We start from the raw sequence: 20,630 nt of genomic DNA, 5'->3' as shown, positions 1-20,630 counted from the left end.
TAACACTTAATTTTTTGCAACATATACATTATTTCGCACTTTCTTCAGCATTTCTTTCGCTGATTCCACAGCTTTTCCATTCAATAATTTTAATTTCAATACCATTTTTACCTCGCTATTTCACTTGCTTCAGCATAGTTTCTTTTCTATCATTGTCTGTCCTTTTCTTAAATCAAGGGAAATTGGTATAATTTTGCTATTCTTCACCCCGGATTTTGCAGAGTCATAAAAGATTAATTTTATTACCTTACTTTTGCTCTATCATTACTTTCATCATACTACTTTATTCATCTTATTATACCACTCCGCTAAATAGATATCATTAATCGCAATTTTCATAGAAACATTCTTATTCTAATTCACAATTTGCAATAATTATTGTGCAAGTAATTTAACATTAAAGGAAGTACATATCTAACTGGTTCGTTTATCAGAAGTGCTACAGTTAGTAGTATTGCTCCAACAATTAAAGTGAACTCTTTATCGTCTTTATCAAATGCAATAAATTCTTTAATAGCAATAAGACTTACAGCACCAGTACTTTTCATTGTAACTGCAATTGAAATATCTATTGCATCAAATAAATCAAGAAACTAATGAAATTATCAGAGAAAGAGTTTAAATTTCCTAAAAAATAAAAGAGGAACCACAGAATTTATTAAACACAGAGATTAGTATATGCAAGCAGCAAGTAATGTCACTAATTCACCACAGTAATCGTACCGTGGCAGTGTTTATACTTTTTTCCCGAGTTGCAAGGGCATTTATCATTTCTTGAGACTTTCGGAAAATTGTCTTTTCTAGTAGGACAGAACCTACCATCTGCCTCTTGGCTATCTGCCAACTTAAAGTGTGCTAGACGGTAAATGGTAAGCTCCTTCCACTTCTCAAGCATAGACTCAAACATCAAGAAAGCCTCACGTTTAAATTCATTCAGCGGGTCCTTCTGCCCCATAGCACGTAAACTTATGCTTTGCCTTAAGCTCTCTAAAATTGAAAGGTGTTCTCTCCATAAATGATCAAGTGTCATAATCATCACTTGCTTTACTATAGTATTCCACAAATCCGTAGTTTGCTGACTATTAAAATATTTCTCTTTCTCAGCAAAGAATTCTTTTATCTTACCATTCATATAATCCAAAATTTCTTGTTTATTCAAAAACTCCGCTAAGTTTTTTTTATCAAATGTTGTACCATACCTCATACAAAATTCCTTAGCTATATCTTCAACATAATCTTCGTAATAACCACCTTGTACTACACTTTCTATCACACTCTCATTTACTTCACTATACACTTCAAACAGATCATTGACTTCATTACCTAAAATGTGATTTCTCTGTTCAAAAATAACTTTGCGTTGATTATTGATCACGTCATCAAACTTAAGCAGGGATTTTCGCACACCATAGTTTCTAGCTTCAACTTTTTTCTGCGCTTTTTCTAGTGCCCTATTGATCCATGGATGATGAATAGCTTCGTCGTTCTTTAGTCCCACTTTTTGTAAAAAGCTTCTCATTCTATCAGACCCAAATATTCTCATCAAATCATCTTCAAGCGATAAAAAGAACTTAGAAAGCCCAGGATCACCTTGACGGCCAGAGCGGCCACGTAATTGATCATCTATTCTCCTGCTTTCGTGTCTTTCAGTTCCAATAACACATAAACCGCCAGCTTTTATAGCAATTTCCTTATCCTTTTTTACCTTCTCAACTATTTCTTGGTATTTTTTTTCTCTGTCATCAGCATTTTTGACCTTTTTCAGCTTCACTTTTGCTATCATTTCAGCATTTCCTCCAAGCTGAATATCAGTTCCACGCCCTGCCATATTAGTTGCTATGGTGATATTACCTGGTACTCCAGCTTGTGCTATTATGTACGCTTCTTGTTCGTGATAACGAGCGTTCAATATTGAATGCCTAAGAGAATGATTTTGCAAAAGTGCAGAAAGTTTTTCAGAATTTTCAATGCTTACCGTACCAACAAGAACAGGCTGAAGACGTTTATGACATTCTTCTATAAACTTCAACACAGCATTAAATTTTTCTTTTTCTGTACCATAAATTTCATCATCAACATCTATTCTCTGCACAGGTACATTAGTTGGAATTTTTACTACATTTAGCCTATATATATCGCGAAATTCTTCTGCCTCTGTTGCTGCTGTTCCCGTCATACCAGAAAGCTTACTGTACATACGAAAGTAATTCTGAAACGTGACAGATGCTAAAGTTTGGTTTTCATGCTGAATTTCAAGATTCTCTTTTGCCTCAAGTGCTTGATGAAGGCCATCAGAATATCTCCTGCCTTCCATCATACGCCCAGTAAACTCATCAATAATTACCACTTTACCATCCTTCACTATATAATCTTTATCAGCAGTGAATAGCTTATGTGCACGTAATGCTTGGTCTATATAATGAGTCATTATCATGTTACCAGCATCATAGAGTGAGGAATTTTCAGAAATGATATTATATGACCTGAGTAGTTCCTCTACTCGTGAAATACCATCTTCAGTAAGAAATACTGCCCTACCCTTTTCATCTACTTCATAATCAGAATCAATTAATTTAGTAACTATTTTGTTTATGTGCTTATATATTTGATTATTCTCCTCAACTTGACCAGAAACAATAAGTGGAGTACGTGCTTCATCAATTAATATAGAATCTACTTCATCTACTATCACATAATTGAAGCCTCTCTGAACCATATCTTCTCGAGAAAATTTCATATTGTCCCGCAAGTAATCAAAAGCAAGCTCATTGTTTGTCGAATATACGATATCTGCACTATAAGCCTCTCTCCTTTCTTCATCTGTTAAATCATTCGTGATAAATGCAACAGAAACTCCAAGAGAGTTATACAATCTTCTCATCCATTCTGTATCTCTTTTTGCAAGGTAGTCATTAACAGTCACAACATGTACCCCTTTTCCTTCTAAGGAATTTAGGTATGCAGCTAAGGTTGCAACGAGCGTCTTCCCCTCTCCTGTTTTCATTTCTGATATCATACCATTATGAAGGACCATTCCACCAATTAGTTGGACATCAAAGTGTCTCATATTCAGAAATCTGCGAGATGCTTCACGCACAACTGCAAACGCAGGCACAAGAAGATTATTTAATGTTTTTCCATTTTTCAATTCTTGTTTGAACTTCTCAGTTTTATCAGCAAGCTCCTCATCGGATAAACTCTGCATTTCCGGCTCTAGTACATTAATCTGTTCAACAATTTTTCTAAAGGATTTTATTATCCTTTCATTTGTTGACCAAAACATCTTTTTTGAAAGAAACAATAATACAAAAATAAAAAATATAAGGACAGATATTAAAATTATAGTAAAGTCTGACATAAACTTAAGCAACGTCTATCTAATATGAGATTATATTACCAAACATAGCCTACAGCAATGATATATTAGATTTAGGTAGCGTCGACATCTATCCCATCAAGAGATGGATACCAGTAAAATGAACAAATGATAAAACACTGTAGCACGCTTATTATTAATGAGGGCAACTTCTACAGTAATGCTTGATTTTATTAAATATTTTCTTAAAAAAAAGAAATTCTTTTATATAACTTCTTATTATATTCTCTTGATGTTTTCCTATTGGAACGTGATGGAATAATTAGGTTTAACGTTACAGCCTTAAGCTGCCTCAATTACGTAATTTACATCGTAGCCTTTATCAGCAATAAGTGCTTCTATATATCCGCTATCTATCAAATCCAAAGCTTTTGCATAATTATACCAATTTCTACTGTACAAGAAACGGATAAATAATAATGGAAAAGAAGCCATATTAAAGCAAGTAATACTAATTCTCATTGTTAATAAGTCAAAATTAAGTAACATTGCAGAGTTGTTTTATTGGGAACAAGAAAGAGTTAATAAATTAATGTAGAATATTTTCAAGCTAAGCAATTGTATTATAGACTTTACTATGCAAAATATTCTGTTTTATATGGAAACTAAAGCCTCTTAATAAGATTGAGCTTAGGTGAGTATTGCAACATTTATTCAAGAAATATATTCATACAATCAGTGTTGACATTCGTCGCAAATAAGCCATAACTCTCTTCATATTCTTAGATTAACTGCATTGTAGAGATAAAAATTTTTATCTACTTAATTTTACTTTAACCTGCATTCCAATGCCCTTTTTAAACCATTCATGTCGAATTTTTGAATGTGTAATAAACTGTGATTTATCAAGAAAAATAACTCTTAATTCAGGGCACTTACCAAATAGTTTCATTAAATCCTCTTTAACTCTTCTTGTCTATCTCGTTCATTGTAAATTGGTCTTGGTGTAATATACAAAAACTTCATTTTTTGCATATTACGGTAATATACCGTAGTCTTGCTGACATTCAAGCTAAGTTTTTCCTAAATTCTTGGCTCTTAATTTTTTTAATAGTAATATTACAGTTTTCTTGTATTCATACTTCAACCTACCTAAGTTGATTCTGATCCAATCTAGTTTTTTTACAACGTTAATGTGGCAAATAATTTTTCTTCTCTTTAAAATTTAATGTGCTTTATCTATGCAATCAGTGCTGCATCTAAAATGCAACACATTTTTGCTACGGTTGTTATACTGTGCTTTTTTGCTACAATTACAACACTTAGTTTTTCACATATGTGCTTTTTCATTATTTTTATCCGTTCCTTATACAGTGAGAATTAATATAAGATACTGCATTCTAAAAATCACCTAGAAAAGCACTGAATATACTCAACAAATTGCTCTTGCTAATAAATGTTTTTCACTCCTCAGTGAACTCATTTTTATCTTTACGAGCACTTTGCTTTCAGCCATAATTCCCCCTTTAACACAACTAATTATTACATATCTTAGTAAAAAAATCATAATCTTAGCTCTTTTTAAGATGGTGAACTACCTGTATAACCATTGTTCAAGATAGATATAGTGTTCTGCAGAAGTTCAGATAGTTTTGCCTTCCTTGAAAACTAATTTACCGCATTCTATTTATAGAATAGAGCTGTATTAGGACGCATTACAATTACTAACCTTAACATCAAAGAAATTTTGCTATTTATAATGCCTTTTATTGTTTTTGCGTTAATTTTTAGTAGTGTTAATAATCCCAAGCAATCAGCTAAAGTTTATATTGTTAATTATTATAACAACTTTTTATCAAAACTGGCTTCAAGTTTAACAGCCTATTCAATCAGGTGCTTTATTCTATAAAACACTTATTCAATGAAGATGTAACGTATTAAAGAAACAATTGTTCCTTATGATGGTTACACTACCTGTGCACTATTTTTTAACTTTTATACTCTCGTTTACAGACTTATATCCGGTATAGTAACACTTATTTTACCACCCAAAAAGAGCAAAGAGTTCTCACACAAAATGCCAGATTTAACTCTGTTTATTCTAAAAGTGCTCTTGATAGTGATTATTTTAATATTTGCACTTCATCTTGCTTTAAAAATGCAGCATAATCAGATTATATCTGTAGTATTTTAAAATCGCTCAATAATCTTTGTGATTATCACATCTACAATTACCTTTATATATTCTTCTCTGTATATGAAGCGATAAATTTACTCAGGATCACGAGCTGAATACTAGCATAAGCAATATGATAACAGCACCTAATCATCTCAATGAGTACAATATCTAATAATGCAACTATGCCACTTATTCTCGAATGGAACAAAAAAAAATGTAAAGCAACCAATCTGGCCACATCTGTAGTAGCAATAATTGTTGGCTTTCACTTAGTAAGTGATTGCTTCTTTATTATAATATTATCAATGATAATCATTTCCGGTTGTGCATCAATGAACTATATAACTTTCCTTCTCTATTTCTTGTCATTTAAATTTGCTATTGTTGCGGTTCAGGTAGAAAGAATTATGGTAATGCTACCTATTCTTAAAAAGTACCTTAAGTCTTCTCAGAAAATACTCTCGTTCATCACAGCATTATATGCAGTATTTTACCCATTAATAACTTCAGCAAATGTTATGAGTAATGGTGCCTTTACTATAATGTTCATAAAACTCTATGATAAATTTAAACAATGTCTATTCTAGCAATCGATACCGTAGGTACTAGCAGTTCAATAGCAATTATTGATCAAGATGGTAATTGTTTTGTAGAGCGCAATTCCTCCAGCAATAGTCATGCGGAATCTTTTTTTCAAATTTTGAACACTTTATTCAATAAGTACAACTATAACTATAATAAATTAGGCCATTTGGCGGTAGTAATTGGACCGGGAAGTTTCACTGGAATTAGAGTTGGTATATCGGCTGCGAAAGGTCTAAATCTCGCTACGAATAAGCCACTATATGGAGTTAATGCATTAGAAGTTCAAGCATACGCAATATCTTCGCTTCGTCCAAATAATAAAAAAAATATTAGAGCTATAATCAAAAGTTCTCAGACATTTTATACGCAGTTATTTGATTACAATTTATTGCCATTATCAAATCCAATTACAGCGCATGGCGCCCAGTGTCTAAGCACTGGAACATCAGGCAATAACTGCATTACATATATGGACTACAATCTACCAAAATTAGATGCTAGCCATGCAGGGTTATTAGTCCATTATAGACTTAAAAATAAACAAAAATTAAATGAAGTTGAAGCTCTATATTTAAATGAGCCTCAGTATATAAAATTATTATAGATCATCCTTTTGCATAAATGCTATTAATCTGGCTAAGTTTGTGCATCTGACCTGTTATTTTCTTGGCTACTTCTTTTATACCCATATTCGAGTTTTCTATTTCTATAGCATTTGGTGGTATAAACGAATTATGAGTCCTAAAGTTCTCTATAATGTTGCTTATATTAGTGGCTTTCTTATTTTCCCTTTGCCTTTTTAATTTAATGCGCTTCTGTAATGTAAGCAGATCACACCTTAGCACGATAGGAAGAATTTTTGTGTTCATCCTCTTACTAAGCCCTACTACTGAGTTATACATCTTTATATTATGGTCATTATTTTTCATCAATTCATCGATGAATATATAATTTTTTGAATGAATTGGGTAAGCTTCTATTACCTGAAGCATAATTTGTGCAATATTATATATTCTATTTTGTACTTCTTCATGGATATGATCACGCTCAAAAACATTATCATATATGGAGTAAGCTTGAGTGTTGTTGGAAAAGTTGCTGTTCACAATCAATGCATCTATCATATTGGATAATTCTATGGCTGTAGAGAGCTTGCCACTTCCCGAAAAGCCAATAATATATACGAAAAATCCTGTTATCTGTTTTTTTGTATTAATATTTATCATATTATTTATATGTTAAAATCTATATTCATAATAACATGAAACTTAAGCTTTAAAACATTTGAAATATTATATAGAAAATTATTTTTATGATTAAGATATTATATAATTTAAGAGCATAAACTCTATACAGGATTCATAGATTATGTAACAGCAGATTATTTACTAAGAATCAATAACTCCTTTCTTGACATACTTAATTTCAAATTATAAAGTATAAGCTTAATATGAACCTCTTTAATCTTGTATAAACCTTCAGAAGGTTTTAACTGAGAATTGTTTTGTTAACAAAGAGTAAAATAAAAAGAAACTTAGTATATGCCTATTAAATTTCGTCTTATCTAAAATTAGATGACCATACATATATTCACCTTTCAGTACACATTCTTGGATTAATAGTCGTTTTATATCTATCTATTTGATACACGCTTTAATGAAGTAAATAAAAATTCATTAATGAAAGCATCATTTAGTAGAAGTGTAATTGAAAGAGTATCAATATAATAGAATCGGTTATATAATCCATAATTTTACTTATCAAGCAAGAAAGAACATTTAAGCAATTTTTCACTTATATATATCTTCTATTGTCTATTAAGGATCTTTTGTCTTTTTGAAAGCAATCTTGGCGAGAGAGATCTGTACACATGGACTAGATTAATTAAAGTAAGTTATAATAAACTCCTTATTTAATCACAAATAAATTTATTAGTTTATTATATATTTCTTTTCATGTACAAATTTATAGAAAATTTGTACGAAAGGTTATTTTATGAGCAAGATTATAGAAATAAGAGCACCAAAAACTCTTGGTGGTGAATCAGTTACAAAAGGTATCATCAAAATAAAGAAAAGTATTGGCGAAGCAATAAAAGTAGATGACCTAATCTTTGAAATCGAGACTGACAAAACAGCACTTGAACTAACTGCAGAAGCTTCAGGACAAATAACTGAATTTCTTGTAAGTGAAAATGATGTAATAAGCCCTGATCAATTATTAGCAAAACTTTCCGTAAAAGAGATGAAGGAAGAGGTGATGAAAGAAGATAAAATGGAGAATTCTGCTAAAAGAAACGCTCCATCAGCTTGTAAAATTATGGAAGAAAATGCAATTAGTGCAGAAAGTGTTAAAGGAACTGGCATGGGAAACAGGATAACTAAAGCAGATGTGATAGACTATATGAATAAAGCTGAACAAACTACGACAAAACAATATGAATTACCAAAAAGTACAGCAAGTAGTAGGAAGCTGAGAGAAGAGCGAGTAAAAATAAGCAAAATAAGACAAGTAATTGCTGCTCGTTTGAAAGCTTCGCAAAATACCGCTGCAATACTAACCACGTTCAATGAAATCGACATGAAAAATGTTATGGATCTCAGGGCAAAGTATAAAGAAACTTTTGAAAAGAAGTATGGAATAAAGCTTGGTTTCATGTCCTTCTTTATAAAGGCAGCGGTGCAAGCACTGGGAGAAATTCTTGAAATTAACGCTGAAATTTCAGGCGATGAAATCATATATAAATATTACTATGACATAGGTGTTGCCGTTGGTACTGACAAAGGTCTTGTTGTACCAGTTATTCGAAGTGCTGATCAGATGTCATTTGCTGAAATTGAGCTAACTTTAGCTGTTCTTGGTAAAAAAGCACGAGAAGGTAAGCTGCAAGTATCAGAAATGGAGGGTGCAACATTTACCATTTCAAATGGCGGAGTATACGGTTCGCTCCTTTCTACCCCAATAATAAATCCTCCACAATCTGGCATACTTGGAATGCATTCTATACAAAACAGGCCAATTGCTGTAGGTAATTCAATTGAAATCAGACCTATGATGTACATTGCCCTCTCTTACGACCATAGAATAGTTGATGGCAAGGGAGCAGTAACTTTCCTCATCAAAATAAAAAATTATATAGAAGATCCAAACAGGTTAATTTTAAAGATATAGCTCAAGTAAGTTGTTGCTAACCTAGTAAGCGGTTTACAGATTGTAGGCATAGATAAAGAACTAATACCAATTCCCACTGTATAAGGAATGGATAGACAATAATAAAAAGAAGCTGTGCTAAAGTAAGTAGAATAACCAGGTTTAAATAGCATTAAAATCAAAATTATTAGATAAAAAGTCGTGAAATCAGCAAAGGAAATGCTGAAGAAAGCGTGAAATACACATATGTGCAAAAAACTCAACGCTGTAATTGCAGCAAAAAGCACAGTATAATAGCCATAGCAAAAATATGTTGCACTTTAAAAACAACATTAATTACATAGATAAATAAAGCATCTAAAATTTGTAAGAGAAAGAAAAACTGTTTGCTCCCCCTCAATGCCACAGAAAAATTGGACTGAATCAGAGCAAACTTGAATAGGTTAAAGTATGAATACAAGAAAACATAATATTACTATTAAAAAAATAAGAGCAAAGAACTCAGGGAAAATCCGACTTGAATATCAGAAAGACTACAGTACACCTTAAATATGCAAAAAACGAAGTTCTTGTATATTACTCCAAGAATAATTCACAATGAACAAGATAAAAGTAGACAGAAAAAGTTAAAAAAACTCAATGAAATTATTAATAATTACCCTAAACAAGAGTCATTTTTCTTTGATAAATCGCGGTTTAGTACACATTCGAAAGTTAAACATGGATGATTTAAAAAGGACGTTAGAACACAGGTTGAAGTAAAACACAGGTAAACAAAAATTTTTATCTTTACAGTGTAGTTAGTCCTAAGAATATGAAGAGAGTTCTAGCTTATTTACGACGAATGCCAATACTGATTGTATGAATATATTTTTTGAATAAATGTTACAATATTTAAGAACACGAGAACCCTTTCTTAGCATAAATTGTGCGAGTCAGCATAAGTCAAAAAAAAGGTATCTAAAAATATCGAAATTATATACTTACTGCTACACCCACCTAAGTTTAACCCTATTAATAAAACAGAACATTTTGTGTAATAAAGTCTGTAATACAATTGCTTTGCGCAAACTTATTACCTCCCTTTATACTCTGTAACTAAACAACTTTGCAATGTCACTTATTTAACCTACTGACAATAAGAATTGGTATAAGCAGTTATTAAAAGCGGGGATTACCCATATTATATCAGTAACTTATGGAAATGTAGCTCAAGAGCTACAGCAAAGCTTAGTATTTAGCGCAAAAATTAGAAAGCATCTTTTGAAAAGTTGTTTTGCCTATATTGAGTTTAAGCTTAAACTTTTATAAAGATTTTAAGTTTATTCATGAAGTTAAGATGCTGCTTAATGATGTTATTTTTGTTGTTGTTTTCACAAAGTAGCACTGGCACAAGAGTAATTTAAAACAAGAAAATATCTTACGCAGAGTTAGACGGGAAAATAGATTTGAGATTTGGCTATACCTTCAACAGAGATCCTTTCAATGTTAAGCTTAAAGACAATGCTTTATCTCTAATCTAAAGGCGCTAAACGTAAGAAAGTTAAACATGGAGGAATGGCATTTTATCATTAAAAACTAGAGATTTCGGTTAATTAAATATAATAAAAGAAATTTAGCCAAAGCATGCTAATCAACACTTCAAAGATTCATGCAGCTGCTGAGGGGATAAATAATTACTAGGAAAACTATGCAAATTTGTGTAGTAATAAAAAAAGATGATGACACTAAATATGGTAAAGATAATATGTGCATGAGTAATGCCCAATATTTATAGTAATTACAGTGTACTTGAATTAAAATTAAAGCAATCAGCAGTAAGCTATATCTCTCCTGAGATTTATAATTTTCAGCTGGGACTTGGTTATATTTCAGGAAAAAGTAACTTGCAGTATAGCAATCTGGTTGTTGTTGGTCTTTCCTATAAAAATGGCCTATCAGATGACATAAGCTTTACTGCTACTTTCACTAGTAAATTTACAAGGAAAAAAGTTGATTATGCAAACAAAAACCCTGGCAACCTCCTGCGTTATAACCAATTTCTGAATTAGAATTTTGGCTTAAAACTGAAATTTTTTGATCTTGATTGCATTTTTTCGTATAGCAATGGCAGCAAATTTGCTAAAAAGCTTAATCCTGAAGTAAGTAGCACATATTATATGAATGTAGACATTGTTTACCACTCTGATTCCTACAAGTTGAGCTTAACATATTTTAGTGGTGGTCTGGATATTATAGGTGAAGGCATAAACTAATTAACCTCATATGCCTTAAGTCTTGAATACCTTCTTTTCATGGGCACTTCATACTATTTCAATAGTATAAAGTATAATACCAAAGAACCTAAAGTAATGAATAATAACTTAAGTTACACATTTTTAGCTGGGCTGAAGTTAATCTTTTAAAAAGATGTATTGCTTTCTTTCATTCTAATACTCTTTTCTATATACTCAAGTAGCTCACAGAAATATAAGAAATTACTTGACAAATTTCAACAACCTTATTACCACAGCAGTAATACCAATCCCCACTGTATAGGAAACAGATAGACAATACATGGGAAAGAAATCATGCTGAAGTAAGTAAAAGAGAGATTTAAATGGCATTGGGATTAAAATTACTGAATGAAGAAGTCATGAAATCAGTAAAAGAAATGCTAAAAAAAATGTAAAAAACGCATATGTTGCAAAAAACTAAATGCTGTAATGGTAACAAAAAAGTATAATATAACAGCCGTAGCAAAAATATGTTGCATTTCAGGAATAGCGCTAATATCAATTCTCGTTGTTAATGAGTTAAGTAAATGATGTTGCACGGTTATTTAATTGCAGAGTAAGAAAGGGAGGCAATAAATTTGTATAGAGCGTCCTAAGATTATAGAAAATGTTCTATTTTATATACAATCAAAGTCTCTCAATGGGGTTGAGCTTAGATGGATATATAACCTTGATATTTTTAGATAATTTTAAATTTTTAATTTATGTTAACTGATATAATCCATGACAAGAAAGGATTTTCATATTTTTAAATATTGCAACATTTGTTCAAGAGATATATTCATACAATTAATATTAACACATTCAATATAAATAAGCTAGCACTCTTTCATTTGTAAGATATAACTGCATCATAGAAATAAAAGTGTCTACCTAATTTTACTTCAACTTATGTTCTAACGCCCCTTTAAAATCATCAGGTATCTAAAATTTATTTAAATTAACAATAGCATTTAGTTTTTTGAACATGTGCGTTTTTCGCACTTTTTTCAGCATTTCCTTTACTGATTTCATGACTCCTTCATCCAATAATTTTAATTCTAATACCATTTAAATCTCTCTTTTACTTACTTCAGGAAGATTTCTTTCCCATTATTGTCTATCTGTTCCCTGCACAGTGGGAATTAATATGATAAAAATAAAATAATTCTTGTCATTCTAGCGTGTGGCACCTAGAATCTAGGAGCTCTTCAGAATAAAAAAGAGGCAGATTAAGCCTACCACTTTATTTTATAAGTATTACTTCTTTCTTTATATATCCTTATTAAGCTTGTTCAACAATAACTTTTCCTAAATAAAGGTTACCTAGGCCTTCTTGCTGCAAAAGCTGATCATCTATAGTAATATAACAATCCTTATCTTCTAAGATGAAGTAGAAACAATATTCATTATCTATATCTATTAGCTTACCTTCTTCATCCTTGTTTTTATTACTTTCTTTTATTTTATTAACACACATCTCCCGTCACTTAACCACTACTTCACTACCATTAATAACAACAATCTCTAAGGTTTTAACTCAGATACTTAATTATTTTTATTGATTACATATACCATTATGCCATGACCATAAAAACAATATAATTGAAGCTACTAAAACTTGTTAGAGTACTTAGGAGCTAGTCTTATAGTTTTCAGTAAGTTAGGTTTAATAAATGTAACTACTGCTATTAACATAGTTATAGAAGCTATAAGTAACACTTATCGTAAGAGTAGTGTGCCCATTTTGTGAAAAATTAAAACCACAATAGCTTTTAAAAGTTTTAAAAATCAACATAACTACTCTTTATAATAAATCATCAATATACTTAAAATTATATATAAAAATTACCTCAATCAAGAAATCTTTAATAAAAAAAATTAGCTGATAGGCAATGTTTGCATAAATTATCTACCACTTGAACCAAAACCACCAGCACTTCTTTCAGTTACTTCCATGCAGAATCGTTCTACATCATCCCAAATTATCTGAGACACGGGAGCAATAAGGATTTGTGCAATTCTATCTCCCCTTTTTATTTCGTATGGCTGATTACTAAGATTAATTAGACAAACTTTGACCTCACCACGATAATCAGAGTCTATAGTACCAGGAGAATTTAAGACAGTGATTCCATGTTTCGCAGCTAATCCAGAACGTGGACGAACTTCTCCCTCAAAACCATTTGGTATTGCAATTATTATTCCAGTTGGAATAAGTAACCTTTCAAGTGGATTTAAAATAGCAGAATCATCCAGCGCAGCATAAAGGTCCATACCAGCACTCTGCATAGTTGCATAACAAGGAAAAGGTAAATCTTTCCCATAAGATAACTTTTTTATTTTTACTTTAATTTTGCTTCTTTGCACCCTACTCACCAAAGGTTAAATTATAGCATGTAAATTACATGCTGCAAAAGTAATATGCTATGGCAATTACTTTTAGTTATAAATCATTCACAATTGATACACTAGAATTACTTTCAGTAAATAAATCAATCATAATATTAGGTATTCTCCCATTAACTATATGGGCAATTCCAGCACATTCTTCCACCATTTTAGCACATGCTATAAGCTTTTCAACAAATCTTTCTCCCTTAATCTTACCACAATTAATCGATGCATTTAAATGCTTAACAGATATTTTCCTACCATCAATCTTATCCATTTCTTCACATACATCGCTAAAGATTATCATTTTAGATGCAGAAACTGCAACTGCTATTGCACCAGCAGCACCATCAGCGTCAATGTGATATGTTTCTCCATTTTTTCCATGACCAATAGGCGCAATGACCGGTATAAAATCTGATTCTTCAATGAAAAATAATATATCAGGATTAATCTCAGTTGGCATGCCAATAAAGCCCATATCTAATATCTTTTCTATATTGTTTAATCCATTTTCTCTAAGAGTAGTGCTTATTTTTTCGGCTTTTATTAAGTTGCCATCTTTTCCACATAACCCAATAGCTGAACCACCAGCAGAATTTATATGCTGAACAATCTTTTTATTAACTGAACCACATAATGCCATTTCTATGATTCTCATAGTATCCTCATCTGTAAGTCTGATATTATTTACAAACTTACTATCGATGCCCAAGATTTTTAGCACAGAATCAATTTCATATTCTCCATCATGGACTATAACCGGATTTATACCAAGCTGCTTCAATAAGACAACATTATGCACAAAAGTATTGAACAGCGTTTCATCCGAAATTGTTATACCGCCGCATTTGATGACAAAAGTTTCACCTACAAAGTTTGGTATACTAGATAGTGCTTCAAGTAGTATTTCCGCCTTCTGTTCAAATGACACCTCACGCTTTAAAAATTCACTGTTCTTCATTCTCTTATTTCGCAAACTTGAAAAACTCATCCCTCATCTTGGTTATTTCACACTTAACACGGACGCTTATTTGACAAATTGACACACTTCCATTATTAATCCATTTTTGAGTACTTTCTAGAACATCATCAAGACTCTCTTGACCTACTTTATCTATTTTCGTTAGCACAACATCAAAGTTAATATTGTTATATGTTAACCAATAAATAAAGTCTTTGTCTATTTCTTTTAGTCCTACTTTGCTATCTATCAGTACAAACACTCTTTTTAGGCTTCTCCTATGAATCAAATAGTATTCAATTAGGCCTAAGCATTGTATTATTTCATCTTTGCTTGCACGAGAATAGCCATACCCTGGTAAGTCAACAAGCCTGAATTTATCATTGTACATGGAGTAAAAATTCATTTGTTTAGTACATCCTGCTTTAGAAGAAACTCTGGCAACTTTTTTGCTATTTATCAGTAAATTAATTAAACTGGATTTTCCTACATTTGATCTACCAGCAAACGCAATCTCTGGTACTGATTCATTTGGTAATGATTTTATGTCTGAAGCTCCAAATATAAAATTGCTGTTTGATGTTATCCATCTTACCATATATATTATATAGAAATACCTAAGGTAGCAGGTATATTATAATGTCATTACTTGATGTAAAAAACTTTTTATTTCAAGTATACATTGCTCACTTGAACAGTTAAAATATTAGACTCGAGCTGTATGGATATAGAAAACAACTTACAAGATTTAAAGAAAAAATTTAACGATATAGAAAAGAAATTAGAAAACCCTACCAATTTAAGTCAAAAAAAATTTATCAACCTTTCAAAAGAATACTCTGAACTTAAGCCAATTATCAGGGTAATTGATGAATATAATACGCTAAAAAAGGAAATTTCAGACTTAGAGGAAATAATAAAAGATGAAAACAGTGAACATGATATAAAAGAGCTAGCTAAAGAAGAATTTTTTGAAAAACAAAAGATACTATTACCACAAGTAAAAGCTAAATTAAAACTAGCACTACTACCAAAAGACGAAGATGATTCAAGAAATGCAATACTAGAAATTAGAGCAGGTACAGGAGGAGAAGAAGCAGCATTATTTGCAGCAATGTTATTCCGGATGTACCAGAAATATGCAGAAAGAAGAAATTGGAAGTTTGAGCCAATAAACATTTCCAGCACAGGTATAGGTGGTTATAAAGAAGCTTCTGCACTTGTCAATGGAACAGAAGTTTTTGCAAGGCTGAAATTTGAATCAGGAGTACATAGGGTACAGAGAGTGCCAGAAACCGAATCTTCTGGAAGGTTACACACTTCTGCAGCTACCGTTGCAATATTACCTGAAGTTGAAGAAGTTGATTTTAAAATAGAAGAAAAGGATTTACGGATAGATGTTTATAGATCCAGTGGCCCTGGAGGACAATCAGTGAACACAACTGATAGTGCAGTGAGAGTTACTCACCTACCAACAGAAATAGCTGTAATACAGCAAGATGAAAAATCACAGCACAAAAATAAAGCTAAAGCACTCAAAGTATTGAGAGCAAGGCTATATGAAATTGAAAGACAAAAAAAAGAAATAGAAAGATCAACAATGAGAAAAAGCCAAATCGGCTCTGGAGATCGTTCTGAACGTATAAGAACTTATAACTTCCCACAATCAAGAATAACAGACCACAGAATCAATCTAACTTCACATCGGCTAGAGCAGATTATAAAAGAAGGTGAATTAGATGAATTTATCGAGGCACTAATTTCACATAACGAAGCAGAAAGATTGGCTGAAGAAAGTTAAAATATTCATATACCTGCATTAATACAATGTACCTTCTAAAAGCAACAAATAGACAATAAAAATAAGTTTTAATACTATTGCAAAAAGAGTAAGGAAAATATACTATCACCTGAACGGTGTAAACGTAGCTTATACTAGCTCTTACTGTTAGCAGGTCAAATAAGTAACATTGCAGAGTTATTTAATCGCGAAATGAGTGAGGAAGAGAGATAATAAATTTACATAAAGCGCTCTCAAGAAAAGCTATTTTATTATAGACATTACGCAAAATGTTCTGTTTTTGCACATAACCAAAATCCTTCAATAAAACTGAGCTTTGGTAAGTATGATGATAGGTATATAATCTCAATATTTTTGGGCACTTTTAAATTTTTTACTTATGCTAACTAGCATAATCCATGATAAGAAAGGCTTCACATATTTTTAAATATTGTAGCATTTATTCAGGAACATATTTATACAATCAGTGTTGACAATTTTAGTGTAAATAAGCTAAAACTCTCTTCATTCATAAGATCAATTGCACTATAGAGATGAAAATTTTATCTACCCAATTTTACTTTCCCTATTTTCTAACGTCATTTTTAAATCATCCATGTTCAACTTTTAAATGTTGTAGTAAATTATGATTCATCAAAGATGAATAACTCTTATTTAAGATACTTACCAATAGTCTCTTAAGTTTTTTCTAAACTCTTTCTATTTACCTTATAAATTGATCTTAGCTTAATATATGAAAACTCCATCTTTTATATACTACGGCGTACCGTAAACTTGCTAACATTCAAGCAAAATTTTTCTAGATTGTTATTCGCATTTCTTTAATGGTAATATTAAGATTTTCTTTTATCCACACTCAACTTGTTTAAAGTAACCTAGATTCAATCTAGTTTTTCTACGACATTGAGGAAAAGCAAATAATTTTTCTTCCTTTTACAAATTTTAGGTGCTTTATCTATGTAGTCAATGCTGTTCTTGAAATGCAACATATTTTTGCTACACCTGTTATACTGCACTTTTTATTGTAATTACAGCATTGAGTTTTTTGCACATATGTATATTTTATACTTTCTTCAGCATTTCTTTTACTAATTCTACAACTTCTTCATCCAATAGTTTTGATTCTAACTCCACTTAAATCTCGCTATTTTACTCACTTCAGTATAGCTTCTTTTTCATTATTGTCATCCTTCTCTTACATAACAGAAATCAGTATCACTTCACAATTAAACAACTCTGCAATGTCACTTATTTAATCCACTAACAATGAGAATCGGTATAAATATTCAGTAAAACCTACTAAACGAATAAGTAAAAACGATCCTCTTTTTCGCGCTTGAAAAATAGAAATGAGCTATTTAAAAGATTGTTTGTGATAAAATGATTTTATTTTCACTATAATGTTTAAAGGGATTATTACGAATATTGGAACTATAATCAATACTACCATCTATTCTAACTCTGACCAAATCTTTCATATTAAGGCACAAGATTTATTCTCTATACATGAAGGAGATTCAATAGCTTGCTCTGGCGTGTGTTTAACTGTTGTTACCATAATTAACGATGTATTTACAGTTCAAATATCTCAAGAAACTATGAAGGTTTCTAACTTAAATGCATGGAAGGTGGGAAAAAAAATAAACCTAGAAAAAGCAATGAGATTAAGTGACAAGATTGATGGCCACCTGATCCAGGGTCATGTAGATGAAATAGTGAAAATTTTAACAATTAATCAAAATTTGGGTTCTTATGAAATCAAGCTATCCTGCCCACAAGAATTAATTAAATTCGTTGCAAGAAAGGGATCAGTAACTCTAGATGGAGTCTCTCTCACAGTAAATTCAGTTACTAGTCGAGAGTTTACCGTAAATATTATTCCCTATACATGGCAAAATACAACCTTTCAATATAATAAAGTAAATGATCATTTAAATTTAGAAGTTGACATAATTGCTCGGTATTTAGACCAACTAATGCAGTATAAATACAATTAATTTTACAATGTTGTTGTTTGCAATTATTATATTTTGAAAATCATTATAGTATGCTTTTCGATTGTCTTATTATCTTTATTATCATTGTATGCGTAATAACCTCAATAACTAGAGGTTTTATAAAAGAATTATGCGCACTAATATTTTTATTCCTATCGGTCTTTCTCACAGCAAATCACTATGACTTCTTCACTATAAATTATAGCAAATATTTTAACTCCAAAGCTATGCAGAACATATTTTCTACAATTTCTGTATTTATTATATTTAATCTTATATTTATGATAATAAATAACTGGCTAATGTACATATTAGCACCTATAAGGCTGGGACTAATTGACAGAGCGACTGGAATTTTTGTTGGAGCACTCAGAGGTATACTGCTTTCCTATATACTATTTCTTGCTGTATACTTATATTGCTACATAGTGCATAATAAAAAAGAAGAACAGTCAAAAATAGAAGCAGAAGATATACTGCCTAATTGGATAATAAATTCTTATTCTTATCAGGCTTTATTTGTGACAGTAGAAGATATAGCTGATATGTATGTACCAGAGTCGTTGATACTAAAAATAAAAGATATTGGCAAGGGAATGACTAATCAAGAAAAGCTTGAAGATAACAAAAAAGAAGAATAGTACCCAAGCTTTAGCAGAAATTGGCGGTTTTTTTTGGAAATGTTCTATATCATCTGCTTTCCAAGTTTTGGACTAGACTTTATCACACTACAATTCAAAATTTATACAGACTAATCAACAATTTCCCCAATCAGTGTATTATAATATTTCTAGCATAGAATATCAATTCCCACTGTACAAAGAATTGGTAAATAACAATGGGAAAGAAGCCCTAATAAAGTAGGTAAAATAGCGAGTCTTAAATGGCGTTGAAGTTAAAATTATTGGATGAAAAAAATCGTAGAATCAGTAAAAAAAATACTAAAGAAAGTACGAAATAACGCATACGCGAAAAAATTAAACATTGTAATTGTAGCAAGAAAGCACAGTACAGCAGATATAGTAAAAACATTATCTAAAATGTTCTATTTTACATACAACCAAAGTTTCTCAAAAGGATCGAGTTCTGGCAAGTATGGTGTAAGTATGTAATCTTGATATTTTTAGGTACCTTTAAATTTTTCGACTTATATTATAACCAGCACAATCCATACCAAGAAAGGCTTCTCGTGCTCTTAAATATTGTAACATTTGTTCAAGAAATACATTCATACAATCAGTGTTGACATTCGGTATAAATAAACAATTAGAACTCTCTCAATATTCTTAGGATTAACTGCACTGTAGAGATAAAAAATTTTTCTATCTAATTTTACTTTAACCTGTGTTCTAATGCTCTTTTTAAATTATCCATGTCCAACTTTCGAATGTGTGCCAAATCACGATTTATCAAAAAAAATGACTTTTATTTAGGATATTCACTAATAGCTTCATTAAGTTTTTTTTAACTCTTTCTGTCTACCTTCATCCTATTCATTATAAATTGTCTTGGCATAATATACGAAAATTTCATTTTTACATATTTATGGTATACCGTAGACTTACCGACATTTAAGCTAAATTTTTCCTGGATTCTTATTCTCATTATTTTAATGGTAATATCAGTTTTTTTATATCCATATTTCAATTTATTCAAGTTTGCGCTGATTCAAGCTAGTTCTTTCACAACATTGGGAGAAGTAAATAATCTTTCTTCTCTTCTAAATTTTTAGGTGCTTTATCTATGCAGTTAGCGCTGTCCATAAAATGCAATATATTTTTGCTAAAGCTAGCATACTACGCCTTTTTGCTATAACTATAGCATTTAATTTTTTTACAACATATGCACCATTTTACTTACTTCAGTAAGACTTCTTTTCCATTATTGCCTACTCACTTCTTGTATAGTAAAATTAATATTAGAATACGAGTTAAAGTAAAATTAGATAGAAAAATTTTTTATCTCTACAGTGCAGTTAATCTTAAGAAT

At 31.0% G+C, this 20,630-nt stretch carries 17 protein-coding genes; 8 read left to right on the top strand and 9 right to left on the bottom strand.

Annotated features, from left to right (window positions below; all coding sequences use genetic code 11):
- Nucleotides 1–359: 359 nt before the first annotated feature.
- The 3 genes from GOY07_RS01060 to GOY07_RS01050 form a co-directional block, all read right to left on the bottom strand.
- Nucleotides 360–548 carry a hypothetical protein gene (locus GOY07_RS01060; protein WP_175837544.1) on the bottom strand — a complete coding sequence of 63 codons (189 nt, stop codon included), beginning with the start codon at nucleotides 546–548 and terminating at the stop codon, nucleotides 360–362.
- A gap of 152 nt (nucleotides 549–700) precedes the next feature.
- Complete coding sequence (gene secA, locus GOY07_RS01055; RefSeq protein ID WP_175837542.1) at nucleotides 701–3,358, bottom strand: preprotein translocase subunit SecA; 2,658 nt, start codon at nucleotides 3,356–3,358, stop codon at nucleotides 701–703.
- 300 nt (nucleotides 3,359–3,658) lie between these two features.
- The gene (locus GOY07_RS01050; RefSeq protein ID WP_175837540.1) at nucleotides 3,659–3,811 is read right to left on the bottom strand and encodes a hypothetical protein; all 153 of its coding nucleotides are present in this window, start codon (nucleotides 3,809–3,811) and stop codon (nucleotides 3,659–3,661) included.
- Between the two features lie 1,839 nt (nucleotides 3,812–5,650).
- Between GOY07_RS01050 and GOY07_RS01045 the strand changes: the two genes are divergently transcribed.
- Complete coding sequence (locus GOY07_RS01045; RefSeq protein ID WP_175837538.1) at nucleotides 5,651–6,082, top strand: hypothetical protein; 432 nt, start codon at nucleotides 5,651–5,653, stop codon at nucleotides 6,080–6,082.
- A complete protein-coding gene (gene tsaB / locus GOY07_RS01040) occupies nucleotides 6,070–6,684 on the top strand; it encodes a tRNA (adenosine(37)-N6)-threonylcarbamoyltransferase complex dimerization subunit type 1 TsaB (protein ID WP_175837537.1) in 615 nt (204 codons plus the stop codon). Before GOY07_RS01045 ends, tsaB begins: the two co-directional genes overlap by 13 nt.
- A 1-nt stretch (nucleotide 6,685) precedes the next feature.
- Here tsaB and GOY07_RS01035 read toward each other — a convergent pair whose 3' ends face one another.
- Nucleotides 6,686–7,306, bottom strand: coding sequence for a DEAD/DEAH box helicase family protein (locus GOY07_RS01035; RefSeq protein ID WP_175837535.1), 621 nt, complete (start codon nucleotides 7,304–7,306; stop codon nucleotides 6,686–6,688).
- Between the two features lie 769 nt (nucleotides 7,307–8,075).
- Here GOY07_RS01035 and odhB point away from each other — a divergent pair.
- Entirely contained in the window at nucleotides 8,076–9,251 is a 1,176-nt protein-coding gene (gene odhB / locus GOY07_RS01030) for a 2-oxoglutarate dehydrogenase complex dihydrolipoyllysine-residue succinyltransferase (protein WP_175837534.1), read from the top strand.
- 1,739 nt (nucleotides 9,252–10,990) lie between these two features.
- The gene (locus tag GOY07_RS04315) at nucleotides 10,991–11,281 is read left to right on the top strand and encodes a hypothetical protein (RefSeq protein ID WP_246224433.1); all 291 of its coding nucleotides are present in this window, start codon (nucleotides 10,991–10,993) and stop codon (nucleotides 11,279–11,281) included.
- Between the two features lie 1,149 nt (nucleotides 11,282–12,430).
- Here GOY07_RS04315 and GOY07_RS04500 read toward each other — a convergent pair.
- The 5 genes from GOY07_RS04500 to yihA form a co-directional block, all read right to left on the bottom strand.
- The gene (locus GOY07_RS04500; RefSeq protein ID WP_256359457.1) at nucleotides 12,431–12,556 is read right to left on the bottom strand and encodes a hypothetical protein; all 126 of its coding nucleotides are present in this window, start codon (nucleotides 12,554–12,556) and stop codon (nucleotides 12,431–12,433) included.
- 214 nt (nucleotides 12,557–12,770) lie between these two features.
- Nucleotides 12,771–12,965, bottom strand: coding sequence for a hypothetical protein (locus GOY07_RS01020; protein WP_175837532.1), 195 nt, complete (start codon nucleotides 12,963–12,965; stop codon nucleotides 12,771–12,773).
- A 428-nt stretch (nucleotides 12,966–13,393) separates the two neighbouring features.
- Entirely contained in the window at nucleotides 13,394–13,855 is a 462-nt protein-coding gene (dut, locus tag GOY07_RS01015) for a dUTP diphosphatase (RefSeq protein WP_175838481.1), read from the bottom strand.
- A 76-nt stretch (nucleotides 13,856–13,931) separates the two neighbouring features.
- Nucleotides 13,932–14,843 carry an acetylglutamate kinase gene (argB, locus tag GOY07_RS01010; RefSeq protein ID WP_175838479.1) on the bottom strand — a complete coding sequence of 304 codons (912 nt, stop codon included), beginning with the start codon at nucleotides 14,841–14,843 and terminating at the stop codon, nucleotides 13,932–13,934.
- Nucleotides 14,844–14,847: 4 nt separating this feature from the next.
- Nucleotides 14,848–15,441 carry a ribosome biogenesis GTP-binding protein YihA/YsxC gene (gene yihA / locus GOY07_RS01005; RefSeq protein WP_175837531.1) on the bottom strand — a complete coding sequence of 198 codons (594 nt, stop codon included), beginning with the start codon at nucleotides 15,439–15,441 and terminating at the stop codon, nucleotides 14,848–14,850.
- A gap of 123 nt (nucleotides 15,442–15,564) precedes the next feature.
- Between yihA and prfA the strand changes: the two genes are divergently transcribed.
- From prfA to GOY07_RS00980, 4 genes are all read left to right on the top strand, one after another.
- Nucleotides 15,565–16,644 carry a peptide chain release factor 1 gene (prfA, locus tag GOY07_RS01000; protein WP_175837529.1) on the top strand — a complete coding sequence of 360 codons (1,080 nt, stop codon included), beginning with the start codon at nucleotides 15,565–15,567 and terminating at the stop codon, nucleotides 16,642–16,644.
- A 1,400-nt stretch (nucleotides 16,645–18,044) separates the two neighbouring features.
- A complete protein-coding gene (locus tag GOY07_RS00990) occupies nucleotides 18,045–18,641 on the top strand; it encodes a riboflavin synthase (protein ID WP_175837528.1) in 597 nt (198 codons plus the stop codon).
- Nucleotides 18,642–18,691: 50 nt separating this feature from the next.
- Entirely contained in the window at nucleotides 18,692–19,282 is a 591-nt protein-coding gene (locus GOY07_RS00985) for a CvpA family protein (RefSeq protein ID WP_175838477.1), read from the top strand.
- A gap of 267 nt (nucleotides 19,283–19,549) precedes the next feature.
- A complete protein-coding gene (locus GOY07_RS00980; RefSeq protein WP_175837527.1) occupies nucleotides 19,550–19,753 on the top strand; it encodes a hypothetical protein in 204 nt (67 codons plus the stop codon).
- The last annotated feature ends 877 nt before the right edge of the window (nucleotides 19,754–20,630 follow it).

The organism is Wolbachia endosymbiont of Litomosoides sigmodontis (genome assembly GCF_013365435.1).
GTDB lineage: Bacteria > Pseudomonadota > Alphaproteobacteria > Rickettsiales > Anaplasmataceae > Wolbachia.
Note: the sequence above shows the minus strand (reverse complement) of the source record. Positions and strands in the feature narration are given on the sequence as shown.